Consider the following 26220-nt stretch of genomic DNA (forward strand, 5'->3'; position numbering starts at 1 on the left):
CGAATCATAGCCATTAAAGGATCACGGTACGCGAAAATGACCGAGAACTTCCCCTCCATCACCCGCCGCAGCGCATTGCTTTCCGGAGCAGCCGCCGCAGTCGCCATGGTACTTCCCGCATCGTTTGGCCTGGCGGCCAACGCTGCTTCGACCACCACCTCAGCCAAAGGAGATACTACAATGGGCTATATCACCACCAAGGACGGCGTCGAAATTTTCTACAAGGATTGGGGACCGAAGGATGCCCAGCCGATCGTCTTTCACCATGGCTGGCCGCTCTCCTCGGACGATTGGGACGCACAGATGCTATTCTTCCTGGCAAAGGGCTTCCGCGTCGTCGCCCATGACCGCCGTGGTCACGGGCGCTCTGCTCAAGTTTCTGACGGTCACGACATGGACCACTATGCCGCCGATGCCTTCGCCGTGGTCGAAGCGCTCGATCTGAAGAACGCGGTTCATATCGGCCATTCGACCGGCGGCGGCGAAGTTGCTCGTTATGTGGCAAAATACGGCCAGCCGGCCGGCCGCGTCGCCAAGGCCGTTCTGGTTTCAGCCGTTCCGCCGCTGATGCTCAAGACCGAGACAAATCCGGGCGGCCTGCCGATGGACGTGTTCGATGGCATCCGCAAAGGCGTCGCCGAGAACCGCGCGCAGCTCTTCGTCGATTTTCCCACGGGTCCGTTCTATGGTTTCAATCGTCCTGACGCCAAGGTCTATCCGGGCGTTATCCAGAATTGGTGGCGGCAGGGCATGATGGGCAGTGCCAAGGCCCATTACGACGGGATCAAGGCCTTTTCCGAGACCGATCAGACGGAAGACCTGAAGGCCATCACTGTTCCGACGCTCGTTATGCACGGCGACGACGATCAGGTTGTGCCTATCGACAACGCCGGCAAGCTTTCCGTCAAGCTGGTGCAAAATGGCACCCTGAAGGTCTATCAGGGTTATCCGCACGGCATGCTGACAACGCACGCCGATGTCCTGAACGCCGACCTCTTGGCATTTATCCAGGCTTAATGGGACTGTCCGGGTGGGGCCATTTTGGCCGCACCCGGATCCGGCCGCACAAACTCGACCCATATGGCCATCACCGTGAGTTTTCTTTTCTCAAGCTCAGCTCAAGAGCAATGCTGCTCGATGGTTTTTCCGTCAGTGTCGGTTGCGCAAGCGCCACACCGCAGGAGGTACTCCCTCGGCCCTCGTGAAGGTTGCGACGAATTCATTTTCGTCCGGAAACCCACACTCTTCGGCGATCCGGGCAATAGTTTCACCGGTTCTGCTCAGTTGCGATTGGGCTCTGCTCATTCGATATGACGCAATCCATTCCGAAACAGGCTGCCCGGTCGTGCTCAAAAATCCGGAACAGAGCTCATCGACTGAAAACCCGCACGCTTCGGCGATCTTATCGACCGGTGTGCCGCCTGATAGGTTCGCAGCTATGTACGCCTTGATGCGCTTTTCCTGCAGCGGTGACAACTGACCGGTGGCCGAAAGGTGCTGGATGGGGGACCGTCCGTAACGATGCGCAAGATGGGCGCTTAACGCTAATCCGATATGAGGAAGCAGTGTATCCCTGACCTCGTCCGGCATGTCGAACATCGGTATCAGCGCACCGCCTATGTTGCGGACCACCTGATCGTTAATCCTGCGGCAGGTTGTGAGGTCATCAATACGCGGCTCGCCTGCTTCGTCAGCGAGCTCGATAAAAAGCGCGCTTGGGATATGAAACGCGAGTGCTTCGAAGCGGCCACGAACCGAAATTGCGGCGCCATTCCTCAGACTGATGAGACACATAGAGCCTCTGGAATAGGTCTTCAGAGGTGTTCGTGCTCCGTCGGGCAGGATGTCGCGATGATCAACGTCGACGAGATAGAGCATGACCAGAAAAGCGTCATCAGCCGGCAGGACGACTGCATGTTCGCCATTGTCATAGGAGTGCTCAAGATGGACGACAGCGAGCTTGGCTTCGCAAAGGGGCCTGATTACCAGCGTCCTTGCGGCATCAATCCCAAAACACGCCACAATTCTCTCACTGACCGTCAACGCTTCACTCACATGTGTCTCGATCATCCTGGCTGGGGACTGTATAGCCGTACCGACGAGATGCCGCGCTTCAAAATTTCCTACACAGGTTTCAAACGTCCATCTTGAACAAAAGGATCCTCGCCGGGCCGATTTAACAAATTGTCGTGAGGCAAGCTTAGTGTGGGAAAGCTACCAAAACCGGTAGGTCCCGTGTTCGAGTGTCTAAAAATGAAAGAACTGCGTCGTGGTCCAAGTTCTCCCCCACCGCCACCAATCTTCCAATGGAAACTCGACCGACGGGTTCGGGTGTTCGTTGAAGCAGTTGTCGATCAACCAAAGCCTGCCTGGTTCAGACATCGATATCTTTCGGAAGGCGACGGTCGACACTAAACTCGATCAGGTCATGACACCGGCAAGCGATCGAGGGTTCGTCGTGGGGGTTTCCTCGCTCGGTGGCCACACGCGGCGCATCTTCCACGAACATCATGCGACCACCCACGAATTTATCGAGAACTCAATCTATATTCGCGATCTCTCGGACACCTACAAGGCGGATCTCCGCGGTCCTTTCGATTTCGTGTTGTTTGAAATTTCGCCAGCGTCCCTCGGCAAGATTGCCGATGATGCCGAGATGTCCGGCGTGACCTCGCTGTCAGTCGAAACCGCATCAAAAGACATCGTGCTTGCCAATCTCGCTCGCGCGTTGGTCCCGTCACTCGAAAAGCCAGAAGAGGCCAACGCGCTATTCGTTGACCAGATGACAACGGCCATCGGCACCTATCTGGTTCAGCGCTACGGCGGCCGGCCCGCGAAAGCCTCCGATAGATTGGGTAGCCTTTCGCGTGCGCATGAGGATCTGGCGAAAAGTCTGCTTCTCGAAAACCTCGATGGCAATGTGTCGATTTCCGCGGTCGCGCAGATGTGCAATCTGTCGCGCGGCTATTTCATTCGCGCCTTTCGCGAGACGACCGGTATGACACCTTATCAATGGGTTCTTCGTGAGCGAATAGACCGTGCCCGCGACCTCCTGCGGGCCTCAAATACTCCGCTCGCCGAAGTTGCCATCGCCTGCGGCTTCGCGGACCAAAGCCATTTCACGCGCGTCTTTGCAGGTATCGTCGGCACCACGCCTGGCAATTGGCGGCGTAACGCGTAGTCCACACCAGCCCTTGGTAAGGGTCTGCCCAATTGAGGGTCTTGAAGGGAATCGAACCCGCGATCAGTGCAGCAGCATCTTTTGACCATTAAGGCCCGCCAAGCTGCTGAACGAACTGCACAATGTCGACATACCAAACGAGCGCTCCGTCTGTTCGCCAGGTGCTGAGATGTGTTTTCGAGGGCATTGGGCCATGGCAGCGATCCTTGCTTTATTCTCGAAAGATCTAACCGGCTGCTATTGGGTCAGGCCTGCGGAGACCGCTGCTGGTAACCGCAGATTTCCACGTCTTCGACGCACAGATCCGGGACCTTCGCCATGAAAGCCTGGACGTAATGCGTGCTCATATGCAGTTTGAAGTCGGATACATGCCGCCAGTCTTCGAGCACCATCCACACGTCGGGAACGTCATTGGACTGGTGGATCTCGTAGCACAGGCAGCCTTCCTCCTTGCGCGAGGGAGTGACGAGCTGCTGCAGTTCGGCACCCAGATCCTGAGAACGGCCTGGCTTTGCGGTGAAGTAGGCCACGTTGGTCAATTCAGCCATTTCGGGTCTCCTTGTTCGGTAAAGCCGATGCAGTATTCAGACGCCGTTGATCGCAATGATGCGCGATCCGGCCGCAGCCTGACGCTGAGCCGCAAGCGGCGCATATTCCGGTGATGCGAAGAGCTGACGAATGGCGTCCTTGTCCGGGAACTCGATGATGAGCATGTTGGTAGCTATCCAGCCTTCCAACTCCATTGGGGTTTCATCGATGGCGATAAGCTTGCCGCCGGCTTCGGCGACGAGCGGCAAGGCCTTGGACCGATAGTCTTCGATCGACTTCATGTCGTGAATGTCGAGATCAACGATGAGATAGGCAGACATAGTTTTTCCTTTCCGGTTGAGTTCTGTGGCTTCTGGAGGTCCTGGCCCTTCACGGGAGGTGGCGCCATTTGACCATCCGGTCTTTGAGGTCGAGGGTGCCGCCGTCGACGGTGAACGTGCCGTCGCCGCGGTGATGCAGCATTCGACGCTCTTTGCGGCTCTCGTTGATCCAGATCCTCGTCGCCTCAAGGATGAAGAGGTTGTAGGGGTCGCAGAGCCTGGTATCGACAACCCGGCACTCGATGTTGGCCAGGCAGTCACTGAGGAGCGGAGCGGACACGTTGCTGGCGGGCCGCGTCCTGAGGCCGAACCTCTGAAACTTGTCCACCCTATCCCCCGAACAGTTTCCAACGTCGACAACGGTTTCAGCGAGATCGAGACCGGGTACAGCGATGACACATTCTCCGGTTTTCCGGAGAGCCCGATAGCTGTGATCCCAGGGCCCGTTGACACAACCGATGAGCGGTGGGGCGTGCTGGATCATCATATGGAAGCCCATAGTCATTACGTTGGGCTTGCCGTTGTCACTGGTGGAGACCATGACGATTGGGCCCGGCTCCAACAGGCGATACGCTTGAGATGCGGGTAATTCCTTCATGTCAATCTCCCTTGAGAGGTCCCTGCGTTGAAGCAGGGACCCGTCAGGGCCGGCCTGTTACCAGCCCTGTTCTACTGGCAGGACGAACAGCTCGGCGACGTCCACATGAGCCGGGGCCTGGGCTGCGAAGACGATGGTGTCGCCGATGTCCTCGCCCTGAAGGAAGGTCATCTGGCCGGCCAGCTCGTCCATCTGCTTGCGATAGCCCGGATCGGTGATGTGATCGTAGAGCTCGGTGGCGACCGCGCCCGGCTGGATGCAGGTCACGCGAATGCCGTGCTTCTGGCCGACTTCCATACGCAGGCCGTCGGAGAAGGCTGTGACCGCGTGTTTCGTGGCGCAGTAAACCGACAGACCCTTGAAGACCTTGCGGCCAGCGATCGAGGACATGTTGAAGATGTGGCCGGAATGCTGCTTGATCATTTGGGGCAGAACAGCGGCCGTGGTATTGAGCAGGCCCTTCACGTTCACGTCCACCATTCGCTGCCACTCGTCGACCTTGAACTGATCGATATCGGAGAGAGGCATAAGACCGGCATTGTTGACGAGGATGTCGATCGAACCATAGGTATCGACCAGCTTCTTGACGCCCGCTTCGACCGAGGTCGTGCCAACCACGTCCATTTCGATCACGAGAGCTTCACCGCCCTTGGCTTCGATCTGCTTCTTGATGTCCTCGAGCTTCTCGGTGCGGCGGGCAGCCAGGCCGACCTTTGCGCCGGCTTCAGCAAGCTTGACGGCGGTAGCAGCACCAATGCCACTCGATGCGCCGGTGACCAGTGCGATCTTTCCGTTCAGGTTGGTCATTGTCTTCACTCCTTGTCTTGAAGCCACCACCGCGGTGGGCGTTTCGTTTTGACAAGGAGGAAGCTAAGCTGTTCATCGGCGCCCTTCTCTCGGGGCCTTGCTCGACCTGTCGCGATCTTGCTCAAAATCGCGACAGATCCAAAACTAGCCTCGCCGATAGTGGCTGGGCGGCAGGCCAGTTTCGACAGAAGACCTGGGCCGGCCGAAAGTCATTGCCGACTTCGACGTAAACCAGAATGGGTCTGCGGCCACGCGCGCTGTCGCCTTTGCTGAGGCCGATCGAAGATATCTGGTAGCAGGCGCCCATCATACGTTTTCAGAAATTGGGCATGTTCGGCGAGACGCGACAAACTACGACTGGGTTCCACGCGTCTATGGCTGGAACTACCGATGCGGGCACGCTAACTGCGCTGAACGCGGGTGGAAACTCGCTTTTAGCCGAGGGCGTGATCGGGCGTATCAAGAGTGTAGAGCAATTGCGAGCGCTCCACGCCCTTTAATGCGAAACGGCCTACGCATGCGAGACGCTGGCGATCGCGACCCTCAATACAGTCTGCAAAGTTTGAAGACGTTAGTAGGTTTACATCCAACGATCGACACATGGAGACAATGCGGCTCACCTCGTTTACTGCGGGACCTATCACAGTGAAATCGAGCCGATCCTCGCTTCCGATATTCCCGTAGAAGACATCACCGATATGTAGCCCGAGACAGACTTCCGTTGTGGGACGGCCTTCCGATGTCCTACGGGTATTAAGGGATTTCAGCCTCAGACGAAGGAGGTTTTCGGCCTGCAACGCGGCGTCACACGCATCGACCTCTCGATCCGCTCTGAAAATTGCCAGGACGCCATCCCCGATTAATTTCAGGACCGACCCGCCAGCCTCATGGACTGCTGAGATGACCACATCACTGTAATCATTCAGGAGAGGAATGATCTCCTCAGGCGATACTGAGGCAGAAATTCTTGTATAGTTTGCAAGGTCCGAGAACCACAGGGCTGCGGATATCCGTTCCGCCGCGCCCCGGTTGATTTTACCTTCGAAGACTTTTCGTGCTGCGTCGTACCCAAGATAGACTTCGGCAATTGTCCTTGCGATCCGCGCAAGCGCAGTGCTTTTAATCGCCAATGCCAGAACCGGCAAAAGCTTGCGAAGGTTTTGAAGATCGACATCAGAAAAACCACCGGGGTCGCGAGTCGCGAAGTGAGAGAAGAAGCAGTCCATCTCCCCAATGGTCCCCTGCTTCTCAAACCGATGGATGAAGGCCACAAAGTCTATAAGGCCGGAGTTACGCATGTCGTCGAGCATCGCGAAATCGGTCGGATCTCCTCGTCCGATACGACGTCTGACCTCAGACTCCTTCCCGGCCCAGAGATAGTAGAAGGCTGAGCGCTTCCAATTTTCGAAGGCGTCTCCAGAACTGCTAGGACCGTACTCGAACTCTGGTTCCACCACTTGCTGACTGTCCCATCGAAAGGCGCGTCCCTCGTGAACCGGATGCAGCGTGTCAATGAGTGCAAGACTGCGGTCAAGTGGTAAACCAGCATCACGACATGCTGCACAAAAGCCACCGAGCAACAGGGACTCGCTTGCTCCGTGAAGTCCTTGCTGCGCTACCCACGCGGAAATCCTCTCAATGTCTTCGTTAGTCATGCCACTTAGAACTTCCGCGCAACGTTGTCAGTGACTTAATGTGCGGGCTGAGTTTCGCCAAAACAAGAGCCTTTAGGTTCTAATCATACCAATGCTGCAGACCCCTCTCGTTGTTCATCGCCGTCGCAGCCCGCGTAGTTGCGGCACTCCCGGAAACGATCTTTCGCCCTTTGCGGGCGCTGTCGCGATCTTGCTCGAAATCGCGAAAGGTCGAAATTTAGCCTCGCCGATAGTGGCTCGGCGGCAGGCCGGTTTCCCGACGGAAGACCTGGGCGAAGTGGCTAGGGCTGGAATAGCCGACCAACATGCCGATCTCGATGATGCTTGTATCCGTCTCCTGCAGGAGAAGCTGTGCCCGGGCTATGCGCTGACGGATAAAGTAGCGCGAGGGCGAGAGCCCGGTCGCCTTTTTGAACAGACGACTGAAATGGAATTCACTCATCCCCACCGTTTCGGCAAGCTGCGCGAGATTGAACGGCTCGGCTAGATTTTCTTCGAGGTAGGCGACGGCGCGACGCAGCTTGAAGCCGGGAAGCGCATTTTGGCGATCGTCGGGAGCTTCGCTCGCGACATAATTCCGGGTCAGATGCACGGCGAGGGTCTGGGCAAGGCCCTGGATGAACAGATGGTTCCCCTTCCCTTCAGACGTCAGCTCCTGATGGATCAATGCGAGAAGGTGTGACAGCTGCGTGTCCTTGCCCCCGGAGATGTCGCGCAGTGCAGGAGGGGCGGCGCAGCCCAGAACGTCGTAGGCGACGCGCTCGAACAGCGGAACGGAGAGGTAAAGATGCATGACCTGGAAGGGCGCATCTCCGATCGCGCGCCAACGCATCTCGTAGGGCGTGGGGGAGCGGGTCAGGAAGAGGTCGCCAACGGAGACTGTGTTTGCGACCCAGTCTCCGTCGAGGTCTCGCTCTTCGACGACGGCCTCTCCCGACATGACCCAGACGATCAGGGGTTCCGCAACAGCGGGAACCAGAAAAGGCTCCTGCTTGTGGAGACGGGAATAGACCTGAACGAACATGTCGGTCCACGCTGGACTATCGCCACTGACAAGCGTGCGACCGGCGATATACTGTTCAAGCCCGAGCGGGGACGTCCGCTCGGGCCTTACAACGACCTCTTCCAGTTCAGGCAAGAGGGCCGCCCGATAAATGGGCTTCCCGGTAACAGCCGGGATTGGGGGCAAAACCTTTTGACCGGATCCTTCGATGTTTGCCAATGTCGATCCTTTCCTACAACCGGGCAGAGCTGCCTTAAGGTGACCTAGGGCTTCAATGGAACACGCCCCGGTTCATATCTTCGCCCACAACCACCATCAATGATGCAATGCAGCATCTGGTTTCATCCGATAGGAAAATAAGGCCCGCCCTTTCTGACTCTTAGAAATCCGCATCGACGTCGAAACCGCGCCAGATCTTCCGAGAAGCGCGCAAGCTCGCCTACCGCCCTCCCGAAAAAATTCTCGCCCCCGATTTGCTCGAGCAAGACCACGAAGGAATTTCTGCCTGTCTCTTGGCGAAGCCAATTTCTCGGGCACATCCGTTCGCATCAAGCGAAAGAAATTGAACCACGCCGGCAATGGATATGCCGGCGTGGTGTTCTGACTACCGCTTGCGATAGAGAACCATTCCCGCGTGGTACAGGACGCCATCGACAAAGTCGCCGTCGGCCGTAAAGCCGGTATCGTCCCAATATTCGATATAGTTTCCGGACACCTCGTATCGTCCTTGATAGGCGCTTTCGCGGGACCCGCGCGCCTCGTCGTAGCGGCCATTCGGGAGCAACTGGTGCCGGATGCGACCGTCTGCGGTCTCCCACATGCCGACATAAGGGTGCGAGAGCGTCGGGGTCGTCATTGCGCCGGCTCCGTCTTGCCCAGAAAAGACTGAATGGTCTCGGGCTCGACAACCCAGGCGTAGTTCAGTTCATGGCGGATCTTCCATTTGCCGGCGGTGCATTCCCAGCCCAGCTGCGAGCGGCCATCAAAAGCGATCACCTTGCCGTCAAGCCGATCAATGCGGCCAACGAAGCCAAGCGTCGTCGAAGCGACGGTGTCGCCGACGATCGCGTCGTGACCTCCGGTCAAGCCGTGGCGAACAGATCGGGCAGCGTTCTGCAATGCCTCCCAGTTGGCGCCGTAGCGAGCCGAGTTGTCAAAGAGCTGTGTGCTGCCAGGCGCGAAATTGTCGTAAAAAACGCCTTCGGTGTTTTCCAGGTCGTAATACCGGTTCAGCTTTTCTGCGAACACGAAATTGCCATCGCCTTCATGGCGTTCCCAGCCCTTCATGATCCAGTCGGCATGGAGTGCGAGAGGAGCATCGGCGCCTTCCCGAGGGCACGCGCTATCCTGTGCAGCGACAGGTCCGGCGCAGATCCCAAGAGCCAAAGCTGCTGCGAGTCTGATCTTGATGTGTGTCATGGGAATATCTCCTTCGATGATCGGTTGTTCTTGCCTGCCGTGCCGCGATGGCGACTGTCGGCCACGGGCAATAGGTAGACAAATTCGATTGTCGCTTGTATTCCCTTTTCACTAACGTGATTGGTTAGCAGGATGCGACAATGGCTATCGATCTAAACCTGGTGCCGATGTTTCTGGCCGTCGCCGAAGAGGGAAATTTCAGGGCGGCAGCCGACCGCCTCGGCGTCACACGCTCGGCCGTAAGCCAGGGAATCAGACGGCTTGAGGATATCTGCGGCATTGCGCTCGTCAGCCGCACGACGCGCAGCGTGCGGCTCACCGAGGCGGGCAATCGCTTCCACGAAACCTTATCCCAGCCAATGGCCGAGGTCAGATCTGCCTTCGAGAACGTGGCAGGGGACGCCCGGCCCAGTGGTTTGCTGCGGATTGCGGTCACATCGATTGCGGAACAATTTTTGTCCGGCCCGCTGATCGCGTCCTTCGCCGAGGCCCATCCCGGCATCACGATCGACGTGACGGTGACCGACGACATCTTCGATATCGTAGCCGCCGGCTTCGATGCAGGAGTCCGGCTGGGTGAGGTGATCGAGCAGGACATGGTCGCGGTGCCACTGACCAAAGAAGAGAGAGAAGTGGTGGTCGCGACGCCGGGATATTTTAAGGTCCACGGAACGCCCCGCCATCCTCGGGAACTGGTGAATCATCGCTGTATCGGTTGGCGTCCATCTCCAAGTGCCGCGCCGCACCGATGGGAGTTCGAGGAGGATGGCATAACGTTCGACGTTGCCGTCGAGCCGCAAATTACCACAAACGATCTGCATTTGATGGTCCGGACCGCGCTCGCTGGCGGCGGTATTACGTTTGCGTTGGAAGAAACGTTTCGCCCATACATCGATCGTGGCGAGTTGATCACTGCGTTGGACGACTATCTGCCGCCCTTTCCAGGGTTCTTCCTCTATTTCCCCAATCGCCGTAATATGGCGCCCAAACTGCGGGCGCTCATTGACCATGTTCGCGCATACAGACTGACATAGTCTTAGCTGCCAGTGGCTAGAGCTGCCTGGCTTTTGTACTTTGCGGTTGGACGCCTATAAGGCCCTGTCCTTCGCTGGTCCGGTGGACCCGAGCCGGGTGCGGCGCGGGTGCGGGTGCGGGTGCGGGTGGCGCCCGATTTGTGAGAATGGGCACGCTCGTCAAGAGGGCGCCTGTGGAGCTTCCGAATGGCTCCTTCGTCGCCTATCCTCGCGATCCGGACGGCAAAAAGCATCGAAGTCGCCCTTCGGCGGCGGCAAGCAGTTCGGACAAGGCCGCGACGGTTCGAACTAGGGCATCAAGGACTATGTCGGGATCACGTATCTACGCGTTGATGGCACTCAAGATAAATTCTGCGCGGTTCTTACATCCGCACTGAATGTTCCGCGGTTGAGCAGCTACGGAGTAGCTGACGCAGACAATTGCTACCAAGTTTCTTGAAATTGCTTATTTTGAACATGGTTCGCCCGAAGGTTGGCCGGTGGTGCTGAGCCATATATTGACGGGCTGCGAGTTGCAGGAATTGCCTTGCCTTGGAGAGGACTAGCATTTGTGGCGGCCCTTAAGGGCCGCCGTATCGCCATTGGTTCGGGAAACAATCAAGCCTTGATGAAGGCCAACAGGTCCGGATTGATCACGTCGGCATGCGTGGTCAGCATTCCGTGCGGGAAGCCCTTGTAGATTTTCAGCGTGCTGTTCTTCAGCAGCTTGGCCTGGAGTTCCACGGCGTCCTTGTAGGGAACGATCTGGTCGTCATCGCCCTGTGTGACCAGCATCGGCACGGTGATCGCCTTGAGGTCTTCTGTCTGGTCGGTCTCCGAAAAGGCCTTGATGCCGTCATAATGAGCTTTAGCGCTGCCCATCATCCCCTGGCGCCACCAATTGTCGATCACGCCTTGCGAGACCTTCGCGCCTTCCCGGTTGAAGCCGTAAAATGGGCCGGACGCAACATCGAGGAAGAACTGAGCGCGATTGGCTGCGAGTGCGTTACGGAAACCATCGAATACTTCGATCGGTGTGCCATCAGGATTGGCTGCGGTCTTGACCATCAGCGGCGGAACGGCGCTGACAAGAATGGCCTTGGCGACGCGGCCCTGCGGTTGACCATATTTGGCGACGTAACGAGCGACTTCGCCGCCGCCTGTCGAATGGCCGATATGGACGGCGTTGCGCAGGTCGAGCTGCTCAGCCACGGCGGAGGCATCGGCGGCGTAGTGATCCATGTCGTGACCGTCGCTGACCTGAGACGAACGGCCATGGCCGCGGCGATCATGGGCGACGACGCGGTAACCCTTGCTGACAAAGAACAGCATCTGGGCATCCCAGTCGTCGGACGACAATGGCCAACCATGGTGGAACACGATCGGCTGCGCGTCCTTCGGACCCCAATCCTTATAGAAGATTTCAACGCCGTCCTTGGTGGTCACGTAACTATGGGTCATTGGTTCAATTCCTTGCTGATGAGGGGAAATTTTCTTTTCAGAAGCCAGAGCCGGGATGGCCAGAGCCAATGAAATCGTGGTGCCGGTCAGCAGAACCTGCCGACGGGAAAGGGAAAATTCACTGGTCATGAGATGTCTCCGAGTGTCGAGGCGGCTATATAGCTGTCGGCCGACATAGCCGTTTGACAGGCTGGCATGCTCACTCGGCGCCGCGGGTGCTCTCGAACAGGAACCAGGCGCGCCGCTCGGCCTCGTCCACCCAGTTTTCAATCAGGCTGGCGGTCGCGATATCGCCATGCTCGTCGCAGAGATTGTGGGTCTCCTTCATCAGAGAAACCAGCGTAAGGTTATCTTCGCGAAGTTCAGCCAGCATGTCGGCCGGCGTCACGAAATCAGCATCGTTGTCGAGCAGGCGCTGCAGCTTGGAAATATGACCGATCGAACGGACGGTCGTGCCGCCGATCTTGCGAGCTCGTTCAGCAATATCGTCCGTCATCGCGAAGATCTGCTCACCCTGCTCATCGAGCATGAGGTGATAGTCGCGGAAATGCGGCCCGCTCATGTGCCAATGGAAATTCTTGGTCTTGAGGTAGAGGGCGAAGACATCGGCCAGAAGCGCCGTCAGTGCGCCGGATATATCGGCAGTCGCGTTTGTGCCAAGCGTTGTCGGTGTTGCAAGCGGGGATTTGCGGTGTTTTTCAGCGAGCGTGCGGTCCATGATGGTCTCCATTGGGTTGAGCGGGCTGCTGGAGACTTTTTAGACGAAACAGCGAACCCTCAACATCCAATGCTTGGTTAGTCGACCCCACACCTATGTATAGTTTCAAAGCACTTCGGCCGAGGTTAGATATCGCATGTCTTCAGCCCCTCCCAAGAAGACATGCTGGGCACCAAAGCCCTGACGGTTCAGCCCCTCCCCTGAACCAGCGGATATCGCGATCCGATCGAGGCCATCCCAGCCGCCCTGGGATGGTCTTTCTTTTTTACCGCCTATCAGATTGAGTTCACACGCGAATAGCGGATTTTAGAATTGCGTTTTCTCCAGCGGGATGGCTTGATGCCAAGATCGATATCCAGGTGGGAACCTGCATGCCTTCGCTTGAACTTGTGAACCCGAAACGACGGCTATCGGCACGCTACGAAATCGGCATTCTGTCGTTCGCATTCGCTCTGGCGTTAACGGTCTTCTATCTCGATACGTTCACCGACATTCACAGTGCGCTCGCCACGCTCTATGTCATCACGCTCCTTCTGTCGGCGGAAACGCTGACAGAGAAGGGAACGTTGCTGTTGACGGCGGTCTGTGTTGGTCTTTCAACACTATCTTACGCGGCGGCCCACGGCACAGACGCCGACCTTGCCGCAATTTTGCGCCTGGCCGTGGCCGTCGCTGCCATATTGATCACCTGTGCGCTGATCATAAGGAACCACCGTGCGCGTCATGATCTTTTAAAATCCAATGTCGCCTTGCAGAGTAGCGAAGAACGCTACCGGACGATTTTTGAGCAGAGCCGCGTCGCCCTTTGGGAGCGGGACTACTCCGAGGTGCGAGCGTTGTTGATGAAACTGAAGACGCAGGGTGTCGCCGATCTGCGTGCTTATGCGCGGGACAATCCGGACTTCATTGCCAATTGCATCGAACGCATACCGACAGTCGCTGCCAATGCCGCAGCGTTGGAGCTTCTCGGCAATGTCAGTGCACAGAATGCCGGCTCGATGCGGCGCTACATTGCGCAGGACGACGCCACGTTTCTTGATCTGATGGTTGCGATCTTCGAGAACCAAAGCTATTTCGAGGGAAAGGGCACGATCATCACCAGCGACGGGACCAACAAGTTGGTGCTGCTGACTGTGGGCTTTCCGATGGACGTTGCCAACTTTAACCGCGTCATTGTCGGTATGTTCGACATCACCGAGCGCGAGCTGGCCCAGAAGGCGTTGTTCGAGGCCCAGGCCGAACTCGCGCTGGCCTCACGCGCCGCCACCGTCGGCGCCCTGTCGGCGTCGCTCGCTCATGAACTTAACCAGCCGCTCGGCGCCCTTGTCGTCAATGCACAGACCCTGCAGCGTTGGCTCGACCGCGACCCGCCGGATCTGGCGGCTGTTTCCCGCTCGGCCGAGCGCATCGTGCGCGATAGCCAACGCGCCAGCGACATCATCCAGAGCACCCGGTCGATGTTGAGCGAGCGCACGCCGGTCCTTGAGCCCGTGTCACTGGCCGATCTCGTCAACGAGACGCAGTCTTTGATGGAGAGCGAACTTTCCAGAAATCGCATAAAATTCGAAACCAGCGAGGCTCCCGGGATAAGCAACGTCAGTGCGGTTCGCATCGAGCTGCAGCAGGTGCTGATCAACCTGATCACCAATGCCATTCAGGCCATGGCCGCAACGCCGGAAGAGCTTCGACGGATTTCGGTATCGATCAACCCGGCAGATGGTCATGGCGTTCGGGTCAGTGTTCGTGACAACGGCCCCGGTCTGAGCGCCGACATTCTGGAAAAGCTGTTCAAGCCGTTTTGCACCACCAAGGAAACCGGCCTTGGCATGGGCCTTGCCATTTGCCGCGGTATGCTCGAAGCCCGCGGCGGAACATTGAGCGCCGGCAATCACGTCGAAGGTGGCGCACTGTTCGAAATGATCGTGCCGATGGAGGCTGCCCATGAATGATGCCAGAAAGTCCGCCAAAACCACGAGCAACGATACGCCTGTCGTTTACGTCGTGGATGACGATCCCTCGATCCGAGAGGCGCTGGTTGATCTCTTTCTTTCGGTCCGAACGGTAGCGCAGGCCTTCGAAAGCGCTCAGGACCTGCTTGATAATGCCGACCTCAAGCGGCCGGGCTGCATCCTGCTCGACGTAAGACTGCCCGGCGCCAATGGCCTGGACTTCCAGCTTCATCTGGAAAAACTTGGTAACCAGATGCCGATCATCTTCATGACCGGCCATGGCGACATACCGATGACTGTGCGGGCGATGAAGGCCGGCGCGGTGGATTTTCTGGCAAAACCGTTCCGGGACCAGGATATCCTTGATGCCGTCTCCGTGGCGTTTCAGAAAGACCGTGACCTGCGCCTACAATCTGCGGCCAATGGCGCCGTATCCGAACTCGCGAAGACGTTGACCCGTCGCGAACACGAGGTCATGGCTGCCGTCGTGCAAGGACTGATGAACAAGCAGATTGCGTTCAACCTTGGCATCAGCGAGATCACGGTCAAACTCCATCGCGGCAATGTCATGCGCAAGATGGAGGCGCGCTCAGTAGCAGACCTTGTCCGCAAGGCCGAACTGCTTGGTCTGTAGTGGAAAAACCTAGACCCTTGTATGGTACAAGGAACGGTCTCAAAGGTGCATATACCGGGTTGTCGATCTAACACGGCAAGGCCAGAGAAATTGTACAAAACACCAGTCATAGCTATCGTCGACGATGATCGGTCGATCCGCGAAGCGCTTGACGATCTCATTTTGTCCTGCGGTTACCAGAGCCGGCTGTTCACGTCCGCGGAAGAGTATCTTGCAGCCCAGGATCGCGCCTCGATCGATTGCATGCTCGTGGATGTCAAAATGCCCGGTCTCACGGGGCTCGAGCTGCAGGCTGTGCTGAACGAACAAGATATGCTGAAGCCCCCGATGATCTTCATGACGTCCTATAGCGACAACAAAACAAGGGCGGCGGCGATGAGTGGCGGCGCTTTTGCCTTTCTCGGCAAGCCCGTGAATTTCAGCCAATTGGTCCAGTGTCTCGAACGGGCGCTGAAGCACTGATCCACGCCAACGAGGAGTAAATCCATGTCGCACGGTTGTTCGCACACTTCAACGATCCGCACGGTTCGCCCCAAAACGCTCGGCTGCGAGGAGTGCCTGGAGACAGGACAGGTTTGGTTTCATCTCAGGTTATGCCGTGAGTGTGGCCATGTCGGATGCTGCGACCAATCTCCCGGTCGTCACGCCACCGCACATTTCCATGCCACGCAGCATCCGATCATAGAAGGTTACGATCCGCCGGAAGGTTGGGGATGGTGTTTTGTCGACGAGACCATGGTCGAACTGCCGGACCAGACACCGCAGCGTGGCCCCATACCTCGCTACTACTAGACCACCTCAAATCCTCGACGCCATTTTCGACACGTTTCAAGCCAGGAGAAAAATTGATGGCGGATCTCAGCGCAAGACAGCACCAGATGTTCCCGGTGCTGAGCCCTCGTCAGGTCGAGACGGCCAAACGCTTTGCCAGTGGCGCGCCGCAGCATTTCGAAGCCGGGGAATTTATCTACAAGGTCGGCGATCATGCGGTGCCTGCCTGGCTGGTGCTGGAAGGTTCGATGGATGTCTTTCGACATGAAGGCCTGTCGCATGAGGCGCCGATCACAACCCATGGCGCCGGTCAACTGTCGGGTGAAGTCAATCAACTCTCGGGCCGCCCGACATTGGCAGGTGCACGGGCCGGCTCCGACGGTTGCACCGCGGTTGCGTTCGATGCAGCTCATCTTCGCGCCCTGGTGATCGGCTCAGCGGATGTCGGCGAGATTATCATGCGGGCTTTTATCCTGCGTCGCGTTGGTCTGATCGATTCCGGCGCGGGTTCTGTTCTGATCGGGGCTCCGGGGAATGCAGCGCTGTTACGCCTGCAAGGGTTTCTCGCCCGCAGCGCCTTTCCCTATATCGTGCTCGATTCTGCCAGCGAAGGCGAAGGCCGTGCTCTGATCGAACGCTTGGGCATCCTTGTCACAGAACTTCCTCTGATGGTCTGCCCCAATGGTACCGTGCTGAAGAACCCGACCGACGCGGAAGCAGCGGCATGCCTCGGCATGACGCCGGAACTCATGCCTGGAAAGCTCTATGACGTTGCCGTTGTCGGCGCCGGACCGGCAGGCCTTGCCACCGCCGTCTATGCCGCCTCCGAAGGGCTTGACGTCATGGTCATCGACGAGCGTTCGGTAGGAGGACAGGCAGGCGCTTCCTCACGCATCGAAAACTATCTCGGCTTCCCCACCGGCATATCCGGACAGGCGCTGGCCGGGCGCGCCTATAACCAGGCACTGAAATTCGGCGCGGAAATGGTCTTGCCAGTTGCAGTCAACAGTCTGGTCGCGCCCGAGCGCGATGCCGGTGTGCTGACGCTGGAACTCGCAGGTGGAAAGGCCGTGACGTCGCGAACGATCGTCATTGCCTCCGGTGCGCATTACCGGCGTCCGGGAATCGCCAACATCGAGAGCCTTGAGGGCAATGGCATCTCCTATTGGGCTTCTCCAATAGAGGCAAAACTCTGCGCCGGCGAAGAAATCGCCCTGGTCGGCGGGGGAAATTCGGCCGGTCAGGCCATCGCTTTCCTCGCACCTCAGGTCAAGAAACTCCATCTCGTCGTTCGGCGCGCGCTCGAAGAAACGATGTCGCAATATCTGATCGACCGCATCAGGGCATTCCCCAATGTCGAACTGCACATGCACTGCGAAGTGGATGCGATTGAGGGCGATCCCACGGGCGGCTTGAAATCCGCCACCCTGCGCAACCGGCTGGATAACAGCGAACGACAGCTGTCACTTCATCACCTTTTTCTCTTTATCGGAGCCGATCCGAACGCCGGCTGGATCAGCAACCGCGTCCATACCGATGACAAGGGTTTCATCGTTACAGGACAATCCTTCGATGCGCTGTGCAGCTTCACCCGCAGTCCTCTGCCGCTGGAGACCAGCCTACCAAACGTTTTCGCCATCGGCGATGTCCGGGCCGGATCGACCAAGCGGGTGGCGGCCGCAGTCGGGGAAGGTGCAGCCGTTGTCTCCCAGATCCACGCTGCGCTCAGCCTGATGAAGACCCCGAACTGAAACGCCCGCCAATATTCTAAATCAAACGACCCGCTGGCAGATGCCAGCGGGTCGAAATGTCATTCTCTGACGTGATAGACGATCAGTCGACGCTCAAATTGCCGATGCGCCAAGCTGCCGACCATAAGCAACGATTTCCCGGCCAACGGAGATACGATCGGCCTCAAACCGCCGCAGGGCGGCATGAAGGTCAACCGCAGACGCCAGGCAGTTGCTCAACGCCATGACATCGCCGGCTGCTTTCGACACGCCCATCGCGGTGTGCGGCCGCGCGACAAAGGCGGCGTCACCGATCAGAACGATGGATCGGCCGATCATACGGGGTGCCTCGTAGTCGAAAATACCTTGTATCGACGGGCTTCGCTCGGCAGCAACCGCCAGCGCGAATTGCGGCGGAAGCATTTGTGCGGCATCGGTGCGCAAGGCCTGCAGACGGTCGTTCGACAAGCCGCCGCGCGGCAGCGAAAACGTATGCATCCGCTGATCGAGATCGGTGAACGTGCCGGCAAGGTCGCTTGGCTGCACCTTACGGTACCAGACCCAATTGTAGCGACGGCTGCCCCTGCTCATCTCTCCTTTCGAACCGGGGACAAGATAGCCGAGAGCGTGTACGCCCGGCCGGACATGGAACGCAAACCGGTCGAGAAGCAGCGCGGCGGCAGAGGGCAGACTGGTTTCCGGGATCAACCCGCGCCAAGCAACATAGCCGGAATAGCGATTCTGATTCTCCTTTGGATTAAGCGCACCACGCACCACGGAACCGAGGCCATCGGCGCCGATCACAAGATCGGCTGTCTCTCGCGTCCCGTCACCAAAAATCAGTTCCGCACCGCTCTCGCCGTCCAGCACATCGACGACGTCCCGGCCCAAGAAATAGGTTTCGGGCGCGATACGCGACGCGACGGTTTCGAACAGGACATCCCAGGAGATTTGTGTCTGGGGCATACTGACGGTCTGGGCGATACTACCGTCCTGATCGAGATAGATGCGTTCCTTTGCCACCACGCCGATGCGTGCCACATGCTCGCAACCGATCAGCCTGAGAATGCGAAGCAGATCGCTCTGACCGACAAGGCCCGCTCCCCGCCCGGCCAGACCGTTCCTTGATCGCTCGTAGATGCGAACATCGTGGCCAGCCTGCTGCAGCATGATGCCAGCGAAGAGGCCGGCGAGCGAACCGCCGACGATTCTGATAAGTAGCTTGTTCATCGTCCTGACCTCAGTGCCCGACAACCGCCGGATGGCGGCGATGATGAATAAACTTGATGGCGAACGCTGCGATGCCAAGGGCCGCGCCAAGAAGGCTGACGAAGGGCCAGCCACCCTGTCCCCAAGCGAACGTCGCCATCGCCGAGCCCGCGGCGCCGCCAAGGAACATACCGGTCATAAAAACGGTATTGAGTCGGCTGCGCGCATCGGCTTCAAGCGCATAGATGATGTGCTGGTTGGAGATGAGTGCGCTCTGTATGCCGAAATCGAGCACGATGACGCCGACGACCAGGGGAGCGATTGATGCCCAGACGCCGAAGATCAGCCAGGCAAGGATCGTCAGGCCCGCGCCCATCCAGACCACGAAATGCGGCCCCCGCGTGTCGGCGACCCGGCCTGCCAGCGGCGCTGCAAAGATGCCGACCGCACCGACGACACCGAACAGACCTGCGACATCCGCACCGAGCTGGAACTTCGGCCCGGCGAGATAAAGTGCCAGGACTGTCCAGAAGGCTGTGAACGAAGCAAACAGCAATGCCTGAATGACGGTCGCGGCCCTCAACGCCGGGTGGCGTTTCCAGAGCTGGCCGAGAGACCGGAGTGCCTGATGATAGCGCAAGGTCGATGTTGGCTGGTGATGCGGAAGCATCGCATACATGAGACCGGCGGCAAACAGCGCCAGCGGCACCCCGATCCAGAACATCTCCCGCCAGCCAGCATGTTCGCCAACGAAACCCGAGAGGGTGCGGCTGAACAATATGCCCGACAGAACGCCCGCCATGACTGTGCCGATCGTGGCGCCGCGCTTTTCCGGCGCTGCCAGAGATGCGGCGAACGGTACGATCTGCTGGGCGACAGTGGAACATGTGCCGACAATGACTGAGGCTACAATCAGCATCCAGGCCGTCGGCGCAAGTGCCGCGAGCGCCAGCGCTGCCGCCAGAACCAGGAACTGACCAATGATCATGCGGCGCCGATTAACGAGGTCGCCGAGCGGCAGCAGCAAAAACAACCCGAGCGCATAGCCGAGCTGCGTCGCCGTCGGCACCATGCCGGTGATCGGCTGTTGACTGAAATCCGCCTCGATAAGGCCAAGCATCGGCTGGTTGTAATAGATGTTCGCGACTGCAATGCCGCCAGCGACGGCCATGGCCAGTAGCGTAGCCTGTCCGATCGCATCATTTCGGGTGGCGCTTGCCGCCCTGGCCTGCATCTGTTCGGTCTTTTCCATAATCCTGCTCCAACGCAAATCTTGATCAGAGCAAGCTATGTCCAATGGCATTGCACGCACATCCAATGGACGTCTACCCGGACCTATACATCGGTCTAGGTTCGCATCGATGGGTTCGATGCTAGATCTGTAGAAACACGGTGAAGGGAGTTTGCAATGAGCGAGAAGCGGCCGGATGGGATCGAGCGTTACACGGCCCCGGCGGGCGGTTGGGGCGCACTCAAGGCCGTGGCCAAAACCCTCGCCCATCAACAGATCATCGCAGAGGGTGCTGCTACACTGCTGAAGGCAAACCAGCCGGAGGGGTTCGATTGCCCCGGCTGCGCCTGGCCCGATCCGAAGCATACAAGTTCCTTCGAGTTCTGCGAGAATGGCGCCAAGGCGATCACCTGGGAATCGACCGCCAGGCGTGTCGGCCCGGATTTCTTCGCCGCCCATACCGTCACCGACCTCTGGGAGTGGACGGACCACAAGCTCGAAGACCAGGGCCGGCTGACGCATCCGCTGATCTACGATCATGCGAGCGATCGCTATATACCAATCGAATGGGAAGCTGCATTCGCCCGCATCGCCGCAGAACTGAACAGCTTGCCCAGCCCTGACATGGCGGAATTCTACACGTCCGGCAGGGCCTCGAACGAGGCGGCATTCCTGTTCCAGCTTTTCGTGCGCGCCTATGGCACCAACAATTTCCCCGACTGTTCCAACATGTGCCATGAGGCCACCAGCGTCGGCCTGCCCCTGTCGATCGGCGTCGGCAAGGGCACTGTGACGCTGGAGGATTTTGATCATGCCGACGCGATCTTCTCGTTCGGGCACAATCCCGGGACCAACCATCCGCGCATGATGACTACGCTTCACGAAGCGTCACGCCGGGGGGTGCCCATCGTGGTCTTCAATCCGCTCAAGGAGCGCGCACTGGAGCGGTTCGCCGCACCGCAGGATCCGATCGAGATGACGACGATGTCGTCGACCCAGATTGCGTCCGCCTATCACCAGGTTCGCACCGGCGGCGATCTCGCCGCGCTCAAAGGCCTGATGAAGCGCATTTTCGAACGCGACGCGGCTGACATCGCCGACGGAGGACCCGGCGTGCTCGACCGTGAATTCATCGAGGCCCACACCGTTGGACTGGAGGAACTGAAGACCGATATCGAACGCACGGAATGGTCTGAAATCGTCGAAAAATCGGGCCTGTCGCTGGAAGCGCTGGACAGCGCTGTCGATGTCTACCTTAAGGCCAAAAACGTCATCCTCTGCTATGGCATGGGTATCACCCAGCATGCCAATGGCACCGCAAATGTTCAGCAACTCGCCAATTTTCTGATGCTGCGCGGCAATATCGGCCGGCAGGGTGCCGGTATATGCCCGTTGCGCGGCCACTCCAACGTGCAGGGCGACAGGACAGTCGGTATCACGGAAATTCCAAATGTCGCGCTTCTCGACGGCATGGAAAGAGCCTTCGGTTTTCGACCGCCTTCGGAAAAGGGGCACAACGCCGTAGAGGCCGTCGAAGCCATTATCGACGGCAGGTCGAAAGCACTTGTCTGTCTCGGCGGCAATCTCGCTGTCGCCATGTCGGATCCAGAAGCGACATTCGCGGGCATGCGAAAGCTCGACCTGGCCGTCCATCTCGCCACGAAGCTCAATCGCTCGCATCTGCTGTTGGCAAAAACGTCGATCATCCTGCCGGTTCTGGGCCGGACGGATCTGGACATGCAAGCGACAGGCCGCCAATCGGTCACGGTGGAGGATTCCATGTCGATGGTGCATGCGTCACGCGGTTTCCTCAAACCGCCCAGCGACCAACTGCGCTCGGAGCCCTGGATCGTTGCCGGCATGGCCAAAGCAACGCTTGGCGACCGGTACGGCATTGATTGGGAGGAAATGGCAGGCGACTACAAGTTGATCCGCGACAAGATCGAGATTGTGTTTCCCGATTTCCACGATTTCAACAGACGCGTGAAGACGCCCGGTGGCTTCCGTCTCACGGTCGCGGCGTCGAGCCGCGTGTGGAATACGCCGTCCGGCAAGGCCGAGTTTCTGGTGGCACCTGGCCTGGATGAGGATGCACGCCTGCGCGACCCCGATGCCCTTGTGCTGACCACTCTCCGCAGTCACGACCAGTACAACACCACGATATACGGCCTCGATGACCGGTACCGTGGCGTCTTCGGCCGCCGCGACGTCATCTTCATGAGCCAGAAAGACCTCGAAACACGTGGCCTGGCAGACGGCGATCTGATCGACGTCGAAGCGATCTCTGCGAGCGGTACCAAAACCGTTGCCGGATTTACCGCCGTTGCCTACGATATTCCACCTGGCTCGGTGGCAGGCTACTACCCCGAAATGAACCAGGTCATCGCGCTGGCGGATTACGACAGAAAATCCGGAACGCCAGCATATAAGGGCGTTCCGGTGAAGGTACGTAGATCCGCGCAACCGATCTCGATCCCCTGATCGACGCCGCTGGTATAGCGTTAGAAGCAAGACCGTGGTCGTGCATTCGCCGGCAGCAGCTCTTCGGCTGAAACCCTCAAAGCATAGCGCCTTGATAGGATTGGAACCATCGCTGTGTCCGCGGTTTGAATAGGTATCTGATTTAACTTAGATTTTATGGCGGCAGTGATGCCCTGATCGGGCACGTTGGCCGGACAAATGTTGCCGTCCCGCGTGAAATCAGCCAAGGAAAGCCTGCCTTGAAGAAGCGCGGTGGCAAGGCAGTATTGCATCGAAAACCGCGCCTGCATCTCATCTGCGGGATCAGAATAAGCCAGATTGCTGACAGTAGACTGTCCCACTTTTGTTTCGATGCGCTGCACCTCATCGAGCGTGTTACAAATTTTCATCAAGGCCACAATGGTCCCATTGTGGGGCTGACTTTCGTGCTTTGTTAAACTTTACCTGAAGCATGGCGCCTCCACTCGGTCGTTTACCTGCAGGCCGCCGAAGGCGTGCGTGCCGCATATAGATGTCAGGATTACGACTGCGGCGCGCGACGCCCGATGCGGGAAGGATCGCGCCAAATGCGTATTGCAAGTCTCAGAGCGCCCCTTTGAGGAATACGTGGATGTAGTCGGCGGACAGCTGCGGGAATTGATGCTGCGGTCCGTGGCCGGCTCTGGGCATGATCAAAAGCTGTCCGCGCGGTATTGTCCGGATGAGTGGAAACCAGTTGTCGGCAGGGGTGCCTGGATCGTTATCGCCGCAGAAGATCAGCATCGGCACGTCGGAGGTCATAAGCGCCTGGCGGATGCCTTCCTTGTCTTCGTGATATTTCTGGGCAGCTGCGAAGAAGACGTTGAACGCATCCATTGTCGAGGGAATGTGATCTGTTACCCCTTGGCGGGCATAGATGCGCTCATGCGAGGCCGCGGCGGCGACCAAGCTTTCCTTGTAGGCCGGCTCGAAAAACAGGATTTCTTCGTCGTTGAGATCGTTGACGGGCTTGATCGCCCTCTCAAACCAATCCTTGCGCATCGGATGCTCGTTCTCGCCCGGAGGATTCGTGCCGATCAATACCGCACGCTTAACCATCGCGGGGTGTTTGATGAGGAAGACCTGAGCAAGCGCGCCGCCCCAGGACCAGCCAACGAGATCGAATGTCTCCAGGTCTATCGCTTTGGCAAAAGCCGCCATCGTGTCTGCGATGACAACCATGTCGGGCGTGAGTTTGCCCTCAGAATATCCGACGCCGGAATAATCGACCATGATGACCCGGTACTCTTCGGCCAGCGCGTCCACGAAGGCAGGGTCCCAGGTGTCCAATGTGCCGCGGAGGCGGTTGAACAGGACGATTGGCTCGCCAGAGCCGACCTCACGATAAGCGAGTTTTACACCATCGACTTCGACCGATTTCGTCGAAGTGGTCGCGGCGGAATCCTTGGCAAGGACCTGGAATGGCGACCAAACCAGGACCATGAACAATGCGAGTGCATATCTCATTTCGGCTCTCCTTGGGGAGTTGGACAGCAATTGTAAAAGGTGGGACGGACCTGAGGGAAGACGGTCCGCCCGCGGTGTCGCACGCGGCGGATCGCGTCCACCGACAGCGAAAGCCTGGAATGAACGCTGATGCCGTCTACTCCGCGGCCTTGGACGGTCGAGAAGCGCACGAAGACAGGGGTCAATGGCTTGTCTGTCATTTGGATTCCCACCGTCTTGATTGAACACTCAGGATCAGTTTGCGCTGGCCGTCGCGTTCTTCAGAAGTGCGAGCCGCGCGGTGTCATGTGAAGCAAAGATGGTTATCGAGGAACCGTAATCCCGGTTGAGCGCACGCAGCCTGTCCTGGTTGGCCAGCCGCGCGGTCCGGTCACTGCTCATGATCGACTGGTAGATTTTCAGCCCCACCGGGCTGCGGGGCGTCAAGGCATCGAGTTCGTCGTGATGCATGAAGCTGTCGCCCGCATTAAACAGCCATCCGTTTTCCACGCGGATCGCCACGCCGGTATGTCCCAAGGTGTGGCCGCGGAGCGGGACCAACAGTATCTCGGGAGGAAGTCCGTCCAACGCACGGACGGTCTCGAAGCCAAACCAGTTCTCGCCACCCCCGGAATAGGTCCGCCAATCCCGCACGCTGTCCCACATCGACGGCCGATAGCGCTGGCGTGCGATGAAGTTGAGCCGTGTCGCCTCCGCAGCCGACCGCTCTGCGGCCATGACGTGAATGCGGGCTTCGGGAAAATCCTCGATCCCACCGGCATGATCGAAATCAAGATGGGTAAGGACGATGTGGCGCACATCGCGCGCGCAGTAGCCGAGCGCCTCAACCTGACGGATCGCTGTATCCTCCTCACGCAATTGCGTGTTGAGAAGAGCTGGCCAGAGACGGGCAAGCCTGCGTGGGCCGGACTTCCACACGTCCTGCAAGCCATAGCCGGTATCCACAAGCACCAGTCCGTTTGCCGTCTCGAGCAGCACACAATGCGTGCAGATGTCGGCGTGGAACCCGCGGCTGCGGCCGTCGAACAGCATACCGCCGAATGGGCAATGCGTACCGCAATTGAAATGATGAATACGCATGAAAGCTCCCCCGTGAAACGGTGCGGGACGATGGGTCGTCCCGCACCGGATAGTTCAGGCGGCCTTGGTGACACCCAATCGCGCCACATTCGCAGTGTCGGGTCGGGCATGACGCATTGCCCAATCGAGCGCGAAATCTGCAACCTGCTCCCAGCCTGGATCGACGCAGGTCCAGTGTGAGCGATCCTCGAAAATTTTGAGAACCGTCTCAGATGGCGCACGCTTCTGTTTGTCGTAGATCGCCCTGGTCATGCTGGCATCGGCGATCAGGTCCAGGCCGCCGCCGATCAGGAGCAGCGGCGCACGGCTCGGATTGTCCCAGCGGATCTTGCCGACGGAGGTCAGGATTCCGTCCCAGTAAACCTTGCCCGCGGTGGGTACGATGTAGCGATCGTAGTAGTAGTCTGCCTTCTCCGGCGGCAGCGTGTTTGCGAAGCGCGCGCCGAAGAACTTGCGCGACATGTGCATGACGCGGCCCCAACTGCCCCAGGAGCCCAGTACGGGCAAGGCCGAAACGATGGAGTGGATGCCGAGCCGCACGCCAGTGGTCGGCGCGGGATCGATGGCAACGCCAGCAGCTCCGAAGCCGCGATCAAGTAAGATCTGGGTGAATACGCCTCCGGCAGAATGACCGATCAGGATAGGCTGCTCGGGCAGTTTCCTGATTTCCGCCTCAAGATGGTCAACAATGCCTTTGACCCCGATCTCCTTGAGCTTGGGATGCGGATTGGCCCGGAGTTCGGCGGGGTCGCGGTCATCATAGGGCCAGTTCGGCGCGACAACAGTATGGCCTTTGGCTTCGTAGTGCGCCTTGAAGCCTTCCCAGCTTTTCGCATTGAGCCAGGCGCCGTGGATGAGCATGATGGTCTTGGTCATTGTCGTTCCCCTTGTTGAGAGTATACGGCAGCAGCATAGGCACGCCGCAG

At 58.5% G+C, this 26220-nt stretch carries 26 protein-coding genes and 2 pseudogenes; 11 read left to right on the forward strand and 17 right to left on the reverse strand.

All coding sequences use genetic code 11. The annotated features are described in order from the left end of the window. Positions 1 to 36: 36 nt before the first annotated feature. The gene (locus tag HFC70_RS02540) at positions 37 to 1017 is read left to right on the forward strand and encodes an alpha/beta fold hydrolase (protein WP_168471614.1); all 981 of its coding nucleotides are present in this window, start codon (positions 37 to 39) and stop codon (positions 1015 to 1017) included. A 132-nt stretch (positions 1018 to 1149) separates the two neighbouring features. On the opposite strand, the gene HFC70_RS02545 is transcribed toward HFC70_RS02540, so the two are convergent. Then, positions 1150 to 1878 (reverse strand): AraC family transcriptional regulator, encoded by a 729-nt coding sequence (locus HFC70_RS02545; protein WP_246735616.1) that lies wholly within the window; start codon positions 1876 to 1878, stop codon positions 1150 to 1152. Between HFC70_RS02545 and HFC70_RS26900 the strand changes: the two genes are divergently transcribed. Continuing rightward, complete coding sequence (locus tag HFC70_RS26900) at positions 1852 to 2151, forward strand: hypothetical protein (protein WP_246735617.1); 300 nt, start codon at positions 1852 to 1854, stop codon at positions 2149 to 2151. The two genes, HFC70_RS02545 and HFC70_RS26900, sit on opposite strands and share 27 nt — an antisense overlap. Before the next feature lie 196 nt (positions 2152 to 2347). After that, complete coding sequence (locus HFC70_RS02550) at positions 2348 to 3181, forward strand: AraC family transcriptional regulator (RefSeq protein WP_168471758.1); 834 nt, start codon at positions 2348 to 2350, stop codon at positions 3179 to 3181. Between the two features lie 245 nt (positions 3182 to 3426). Here HFC70_RS02550 and HFC70_RS02555 read toward each other — a convergent pair whose 3' ends face one another. From HFC70_RS02555 to HFC70_RS02590, 8 genes are all read right to left on the reverse strand, one after another. Beyond that, positions 3427 to 3729, reverse strand: a complete 303-nt coding sequence (locus HFC70_RS02555) for a putative quinol monooxygenase (RefSeq protein ID WP_168471615.1) — start codon at positions 3727 to 3729, stop codon at positions 3427 to 3429. Positions 3730 to 3765: 36 nt separating this feature from the next. Further along, a complete protein-coding gene (locus HFC70_RS02560; RefSeq protein ID WP_168471616.1) occupies positions 3766 to 4050 on the reverse strand; it encodes a DUF1330 domain-containing protein in 285 nt (94 codons plus the stop codon). A gap of 49 nt (positions 4051 to 4099) precedes the next feature. Further along, positions 4100 to 4648, reverse strand: a complete 549-nt coding sequence (locus HFC70_RS02565; protein WP_168471617.1) for a flavin reductase family protein — start codon at positions 4646 to 4648, stop codon at positions 4100 to 4102. A gap of 57 nt (positions 4649 to 4705) precedes the next feature. Beyond that, a complete protein-coding gene (locus HFC70_RS02570; protein WP_168471618.1) occupies positions 4706 to 5455 on the reverse strand; it encodes an SDR family oxidoreductase in 750 nt (249 codons plus the stop codon). A 434-nt stretch (positions 5456 to 5889) separates the two neighbouring features. Then, positions 5890 to 7110 (reverse strand): adenylate/guanylate cyclase domain-containing protein, encoded by a 1221-nt coding sequence (locus tag HFC70_RS02575; protein WP_168471619.1) that lies wholly within the window; start codon positions 7108 to 7110, stop codon positions 5890 to 5892. A gap of 217 nt (positions 7111 to 7327) precedes the next feature. Next, complete coding sequence (locus HFC70_RS02580) at positions 7328 to 8332, reverse strand: AraC family transcriptional regulator (protein ID WP_168471620.1); 1005 nt, start codon at positions 8330 to 8332, stop codon at positions 7328 to 7330. Positions 8333 to 8717: 385 nt separating this feature from the next. After that, positions 8718 to 8969, reverse strand: coding sequence for an Atu4866 domain-containing protein (locus HFC70_RS02585; protein WP_168471621.1), 252 nt, complete (start codon positions 8967 to 8969; stop codon positions 8718 to 8720). Next, complete coding sequence (locus HFC70_RS02590) at positions 8966 to 9532, reverse strand: hypothetical protein (RefSeq protein ID WP_168471622.1); 567 nt, start codon at positions 9530 to 9532, stop codon at positions 8966 to 8968. The genes HFC70_RS02585 and HFC70_RS02590 overlap by 4 nt, the downstream gene beginning before the upstream one ends. Positions 9533 to 9672: 140 nt before the next feature. Between HFC70_RS02590 and HFC70_RS02595 the strand changes: the two genes are divergently transcribed. Together HFC70_RS02595 and HFC70_RS27235 are read left to right on the forward strand one after the other, a co-directional pair. Then, on the forward strand, positions 9673 to 10566 hold the full coding sequence (locus tag HFC70_RS02595; protein ID WP_168471623.1) for a LysR family transcriptional regulator: 894 nt from the start codon (positions 9673 to 9675) through the stop codon (positions 10564 to 10566). Positions 10567 to 10715: 149 nt separating this feature from the next. Then, positions 10716 to 10814, forward strand: a pseudogene (locus HFC70_RS27235) (VOC family protein); the annotation flags it as partial. Between the two features lie 349 nt (positions 10815 to 11163). Here HFC70_RS27235 and HFC70_RS02600 read toward each other — a convergent pair. After that, complete coding sequence (locus HFC70_RS02600) at positions 11164 to 12135, reverse strand: alpha/beta fold hydrolase (RefSeq protein WP_168471624.1); 972 nt, start codon at positions 12133 to 12135, stop codon at positions 11164 to 11166. A 70-nt stretch (positions 12136 to 12205) separates the two neighbouring features. Next, on the reverse strand, positions 12206 to 12724 hold the full coding sequence (locus tag HFC70_RS02605; RefSeq protein ID WP_168471625.1) for a Dps family protein: 519 nt from the start codon (positions 12722 to 12724) through the stop codon (positions 12206 to 12208). 371 nt (positions 12725 to 13095) lie between these two features. Between HFC70_RS02605 and HFC70_RS02610 the strand changes: the two genes are divergently transcribed. From HFC70_RS02610 to HFC70_RS02630, 5 genes are all read left to right on the forward strand, one after another. Continuing rightward, complete coding sequence (locus tag HFC70_RS02610) at positions 13096 to 14673, forward strand: ATP-binding protein (protein ID WP_168471626.1); 1578 nt, start codon at positions 13096 to 13098, stop codon at positions 14671 to 14673. Then, positions 14666 to 15307: a response regulator transcription factor gene (locus HFC70_RS02615; RefSeq protein WP_168471627.1), complete on the forward strand. Its 642-nt coding sequence runs from the start codon at positions 14666 to 14668 to the stop codon at positions 15305 to 15307. The genes HFC70_RS02610 and HFC70_RS02615 overlap by 8 nt, the downstream gene beginning before the upstream one ends. Positions 15308 to 15397: 90 nt before the next feature. Then, positions 15398 to 15769, forward strand: a complete 372-nt coding sequence (locus tag HFC70_RS02620) for a response regulator transcription factor (RefSeq protein WP_168471628.1) — start codon at positions 15398 to 15400, stop codon at positions 15767 to 15769. A 24-nt stretch (positions 15770 to 15793) separates the two neighbouring features. Then, positions 15794 to 16099 (forward strand): UBP-type zinc finger domain-containing protein, encoded by a 306-nt coding sequence (locus HFC70_RS02625; RefSeq protein ID WP_168309547.1) that lies wholly within the window; start codon positions 15794 to 15796, stop codon positions 16097 to 16099. 56 nt (positions 16100 to 16155) lie between these two features. Continuing rightward, positions 16156 to 17829: an FAD-dependent oxidoreductase gene (locus tag HFC70_RS02630; protein ID WP_168471629.1), complete on the forward strand. Its 1674-nt coding sequence runs from the start codon at positions 16156 to 16158 to the stop codon at positions 17827 to 17829. 93 nt (positions 17830 to 17922) lie between these two features. Here the strand turns inward: HFC70_RS02630 and HFC70_RS02635 are convergent, their stop codons facing one another. Both HFC70_RS02635 and HFC70_RS02640 read right to left on the reverse strand, forming a co-directional pair. Then, positions 17923 to 19038 (reverse strand): FAD-dependent monooxygenase, encoded by a 1116-nt coding sequence (locus HFC70_RS02635; RefSeq protein WP_168471759.1) that lies wholly within the window; start codon positions 19036 to 19038, stop codon positions 17923 to 17925. A gap of 10 nt (positions 19039 to 19048) precedes the next feature. Beyond that, the gene (locus HFC70_RS02640) at positions 19049 to 20269 is read right to left on the reverse strand and encodes an MFS transporter (RefSeq protein ID WP_168471760.1); all 1221 of its coding nucleotides are present in this window, start codon (positions 20267 to 20269) and stop codon (positions 19049 to 19051) included. Positions 20270 to 20425: 156 nt separating this feature from the next. Here HFC70_RS02640 and HFC70_RS02645 point away from each other — a divergent pair, with 156 nt between their 5' ends. Continuing rightward, the gene (locus HFC70_RS02645) at positions 20426 to 22729 is read left to right on the forward strand and encodes an FdhF/YdeP family oxidoreductase (protein WP_168471630.1); all 2304 of its coding nucleotides are present in this window, start codon (positions 20426 to 20428) and stop codon (positions 22727 to 22729) included. Between the two features lie 209 nt (positions 22730 to 22938). Here the strand turns inward: HFC70_RS02645 and HFC70_RS02650 are convergent. The 4 genes and pseudogenes from HFC70_RS02650 to HFC70_RS02665 form a co-directional block, all read right to left on the reverse strand. Then, positions 22939 to 23100, reverse strand: a pseudogene (locus HFC70_RS02650) (MmgE/PrpD family protein); the annotation flags it as partial. Between the two features lie 211 nt (positions 23101 to 23311). Then, positions 23312 to 24214 carry an alpha/beta fold hydrolase gene (locus tag HFC70_RS02655; RefSeq protein WP_210259108.1) on the reverse strand — a complete coding sequence of 301 codons (903 nt, stop codon included), beginning with the start codon at positions 24212 to 24214 and terminating at the stop codon, positions 23312 to 23314. Positions 24215 to 24448: 234 nt separating this feature from the next. Next, complete coding sequence (locus HFC70_RS02660) at positions 24449 to 25294, reverse strand: MBL fold metallo-hydrolase (protein WP_168471631.1); 846 nt, start codon at positions 25292 to 25294, stop codon at positions 24449 to 24451. A 54-nt stretch (positions 25295 to 25348) separates the two neighbouring features. After that, a complete protein-coding gene (locus HFC70_RS02665; RefSeq protein ID WP_168471632.1) occupies positions 25349 to 26170 on the reverse strand; it encodes an alpha/beta hydrolase in 822 nt (273 codons plus the stop codon). Positions 26171 to 26220: the final 50 nt, after the last annotated feature.

Origin of the sequence: Agrobacterium sp. a22-2, assembly GCF_012276985.1 — a bacterium.
GTDB lineage: Bacteria > Pseudomonadota > Alphaproteobacteria > Rhizobiales > Rhizobiaceae > Allorhizobium.

Excerpts from the sequence above, each read along its gene's own strand:
- HFC70_RS02565 (WP_168471617.1), bottom strand. The coding sequence starts at position 4,648 with ATGAAGGAATTACCCGCATCTCAAGCGTATCGCCTGTTGGAGCCGGGC.
- HFC70_RS02600 (WP_168471624.1), bottom strand. The coding sequence starts at position 12,135 with ATGACCAGTGAATTTTCCCTTTCCCGTCGGCAGGTTCTGCTGACCGGC.
- HFC70_RS02585 (WP_168471621.1), bottom strand. The coding sequence starts at position 8,969 with ATGACGACCCCGACGCTCTCGCACCCTTATGTCGGCATGTGGGAGACC.
- HFC70_RS02625 (WP_168309547.1), top strand. The coding sequence starts at position 15,794 with ATGTCGCACGGTTGTTCGCACACTTCAACGATCCGCACGGTTCGCCCC.
- HFC70_RS02660 (WP_168471631.1), bottom strand. The coding sequence starts at position 25,294 with ATGCGTATTCATCATTTCAATTGCGGTACGCATTGCCCATTCGGCGGT.
- HFC70_RS02635 (WP_168471759.1), bottom strand. The coding sequence starts at position 19,038 with ATGAACAAGCTACTTATCAGAATCGTCGGCGGTTCGCTCGCCGGCCTC.
- HFC70_RS02665 (WP_168471632.1), bottom strand. The coding sequence starts at position 26,170 with ATGACCAAGACCATCATGCTCATCCACGGCGCCTGGCTCAATGCGAAA.
- HFC70_RS02610 (WP_168471626.1), top strand. The coding sequence starts at position 13,096 with ATGCCTTCGCTTGAACTTGTGAACCCGAAACGACGGCTATCGGCACGC.
- HFC70_RS26900 (WP_246735617.1), top strand. The coding sequence starts at position 1,852 with ATGATCAACGTCGACGAGATAGAGCATGACCAGAAAAGCGTCATCAGC.
- HFC70_RS02545 (WP_246735616.1), bottom strand. The coding sequence starts at position 1,878 with ATGCTCTATCTCGTCGACGTTGATCATCGCGACATCCTGCCCGACGGA.
- HFC70_RS02605 (WP_168471625.1), bottom strand. The coding sequence starts at position 12,724 with ATGGACCGCACGCTCGCTGAAAAACACCGCAAATCCCCGCTTGCAACA.
- HFC70_RS02615 (WP_168471627.1), top strand. The coding sequence starts at position 14,666 with ATGAATGATGCCAGAAAGTCCGCCAAAACCACGAGCAACGATACGCCT.
- HFC70_RS02570 (WP_168471618.1), bottom strand. The coding sequence starts at position 5,455 with ATGACCAACCTGAACGGAAAGATCGCACTGGTCACCGGCGCATCGAGT.
- HFC70_RS02590 (WP_168471622.1), bottom strand. The coding sequence starts at position 9,532 with ATGACACACATCAAGATCAGACTCGCAGCAGCTTTGGCTCTTGGGATC.
- HFC70_RS02540 (WP_168471614.1), top strand. The coding sequence starts at position 37 with ATGACCGAGAACTTCCCCTCCATCACCCGCCGCAGCGCATTGCTTTCC.
- HFC70_RS02645 (WP_168471630.1), top strand. The coding sequence starts at position 20,426 with ATGAGCGAGAAGCGGCCGGATGGGATCGAGCGTTACACGGCCCCGGCG.
- HFC70_RS02640 (WP_168471760.1), bottom strand. The coding sequence starts at position 20,269 with ATGGAAAAGACCGAACAGATGCAGGCCAGGGCGGCAAGCGCCACCCGA.
- HFC70_RS02630 (WP_168471629.1), top strand. The coding sequence starts at position 16,156 with ATGGCGGATCTCAGCGCAAGACAGCACCAGATGTTCCCGGTGCTGAGC.
- HFC70_RS02560 (WP_168471616.1), bottom strand. The coding sequence starts at position 4,050 with ATGTCTGCCTATCTCATCGTTGATCTCGACATTCACGACATGAAGTCG.
- HFC70_RS02595 (WP_168471623.1), top strand. The coding sequence starts at position 9,673 with ATGGCTATCGATCTAAACCTGGTGCCGATGTTTCTGGCCGTCGCCGAA.
- HFC70_RS02555 (WP_168471615.1), bottom strand. The coding sequence starts at position 3,729 with ATGGCTGAATTGACCAACGTGGCCTACTTCACCGCAAAGCCAGGCCGT.
- HFC70_RS02655 (WP_210259108.1), bottom strand. The coding sequence starts at position 24,214 with ATGAGATATGCACTCGCATTGTTCATGGTCCTGGTTTGGTCGCCATTC.
- HFC70_RS02575 (WP_168471619.1), bottom strand. The coding sequence starts at position 7,110 with ATGACTAACGAAGACATTGAGAGGATTTCCGCGTGGGTAGCGCAGCAA.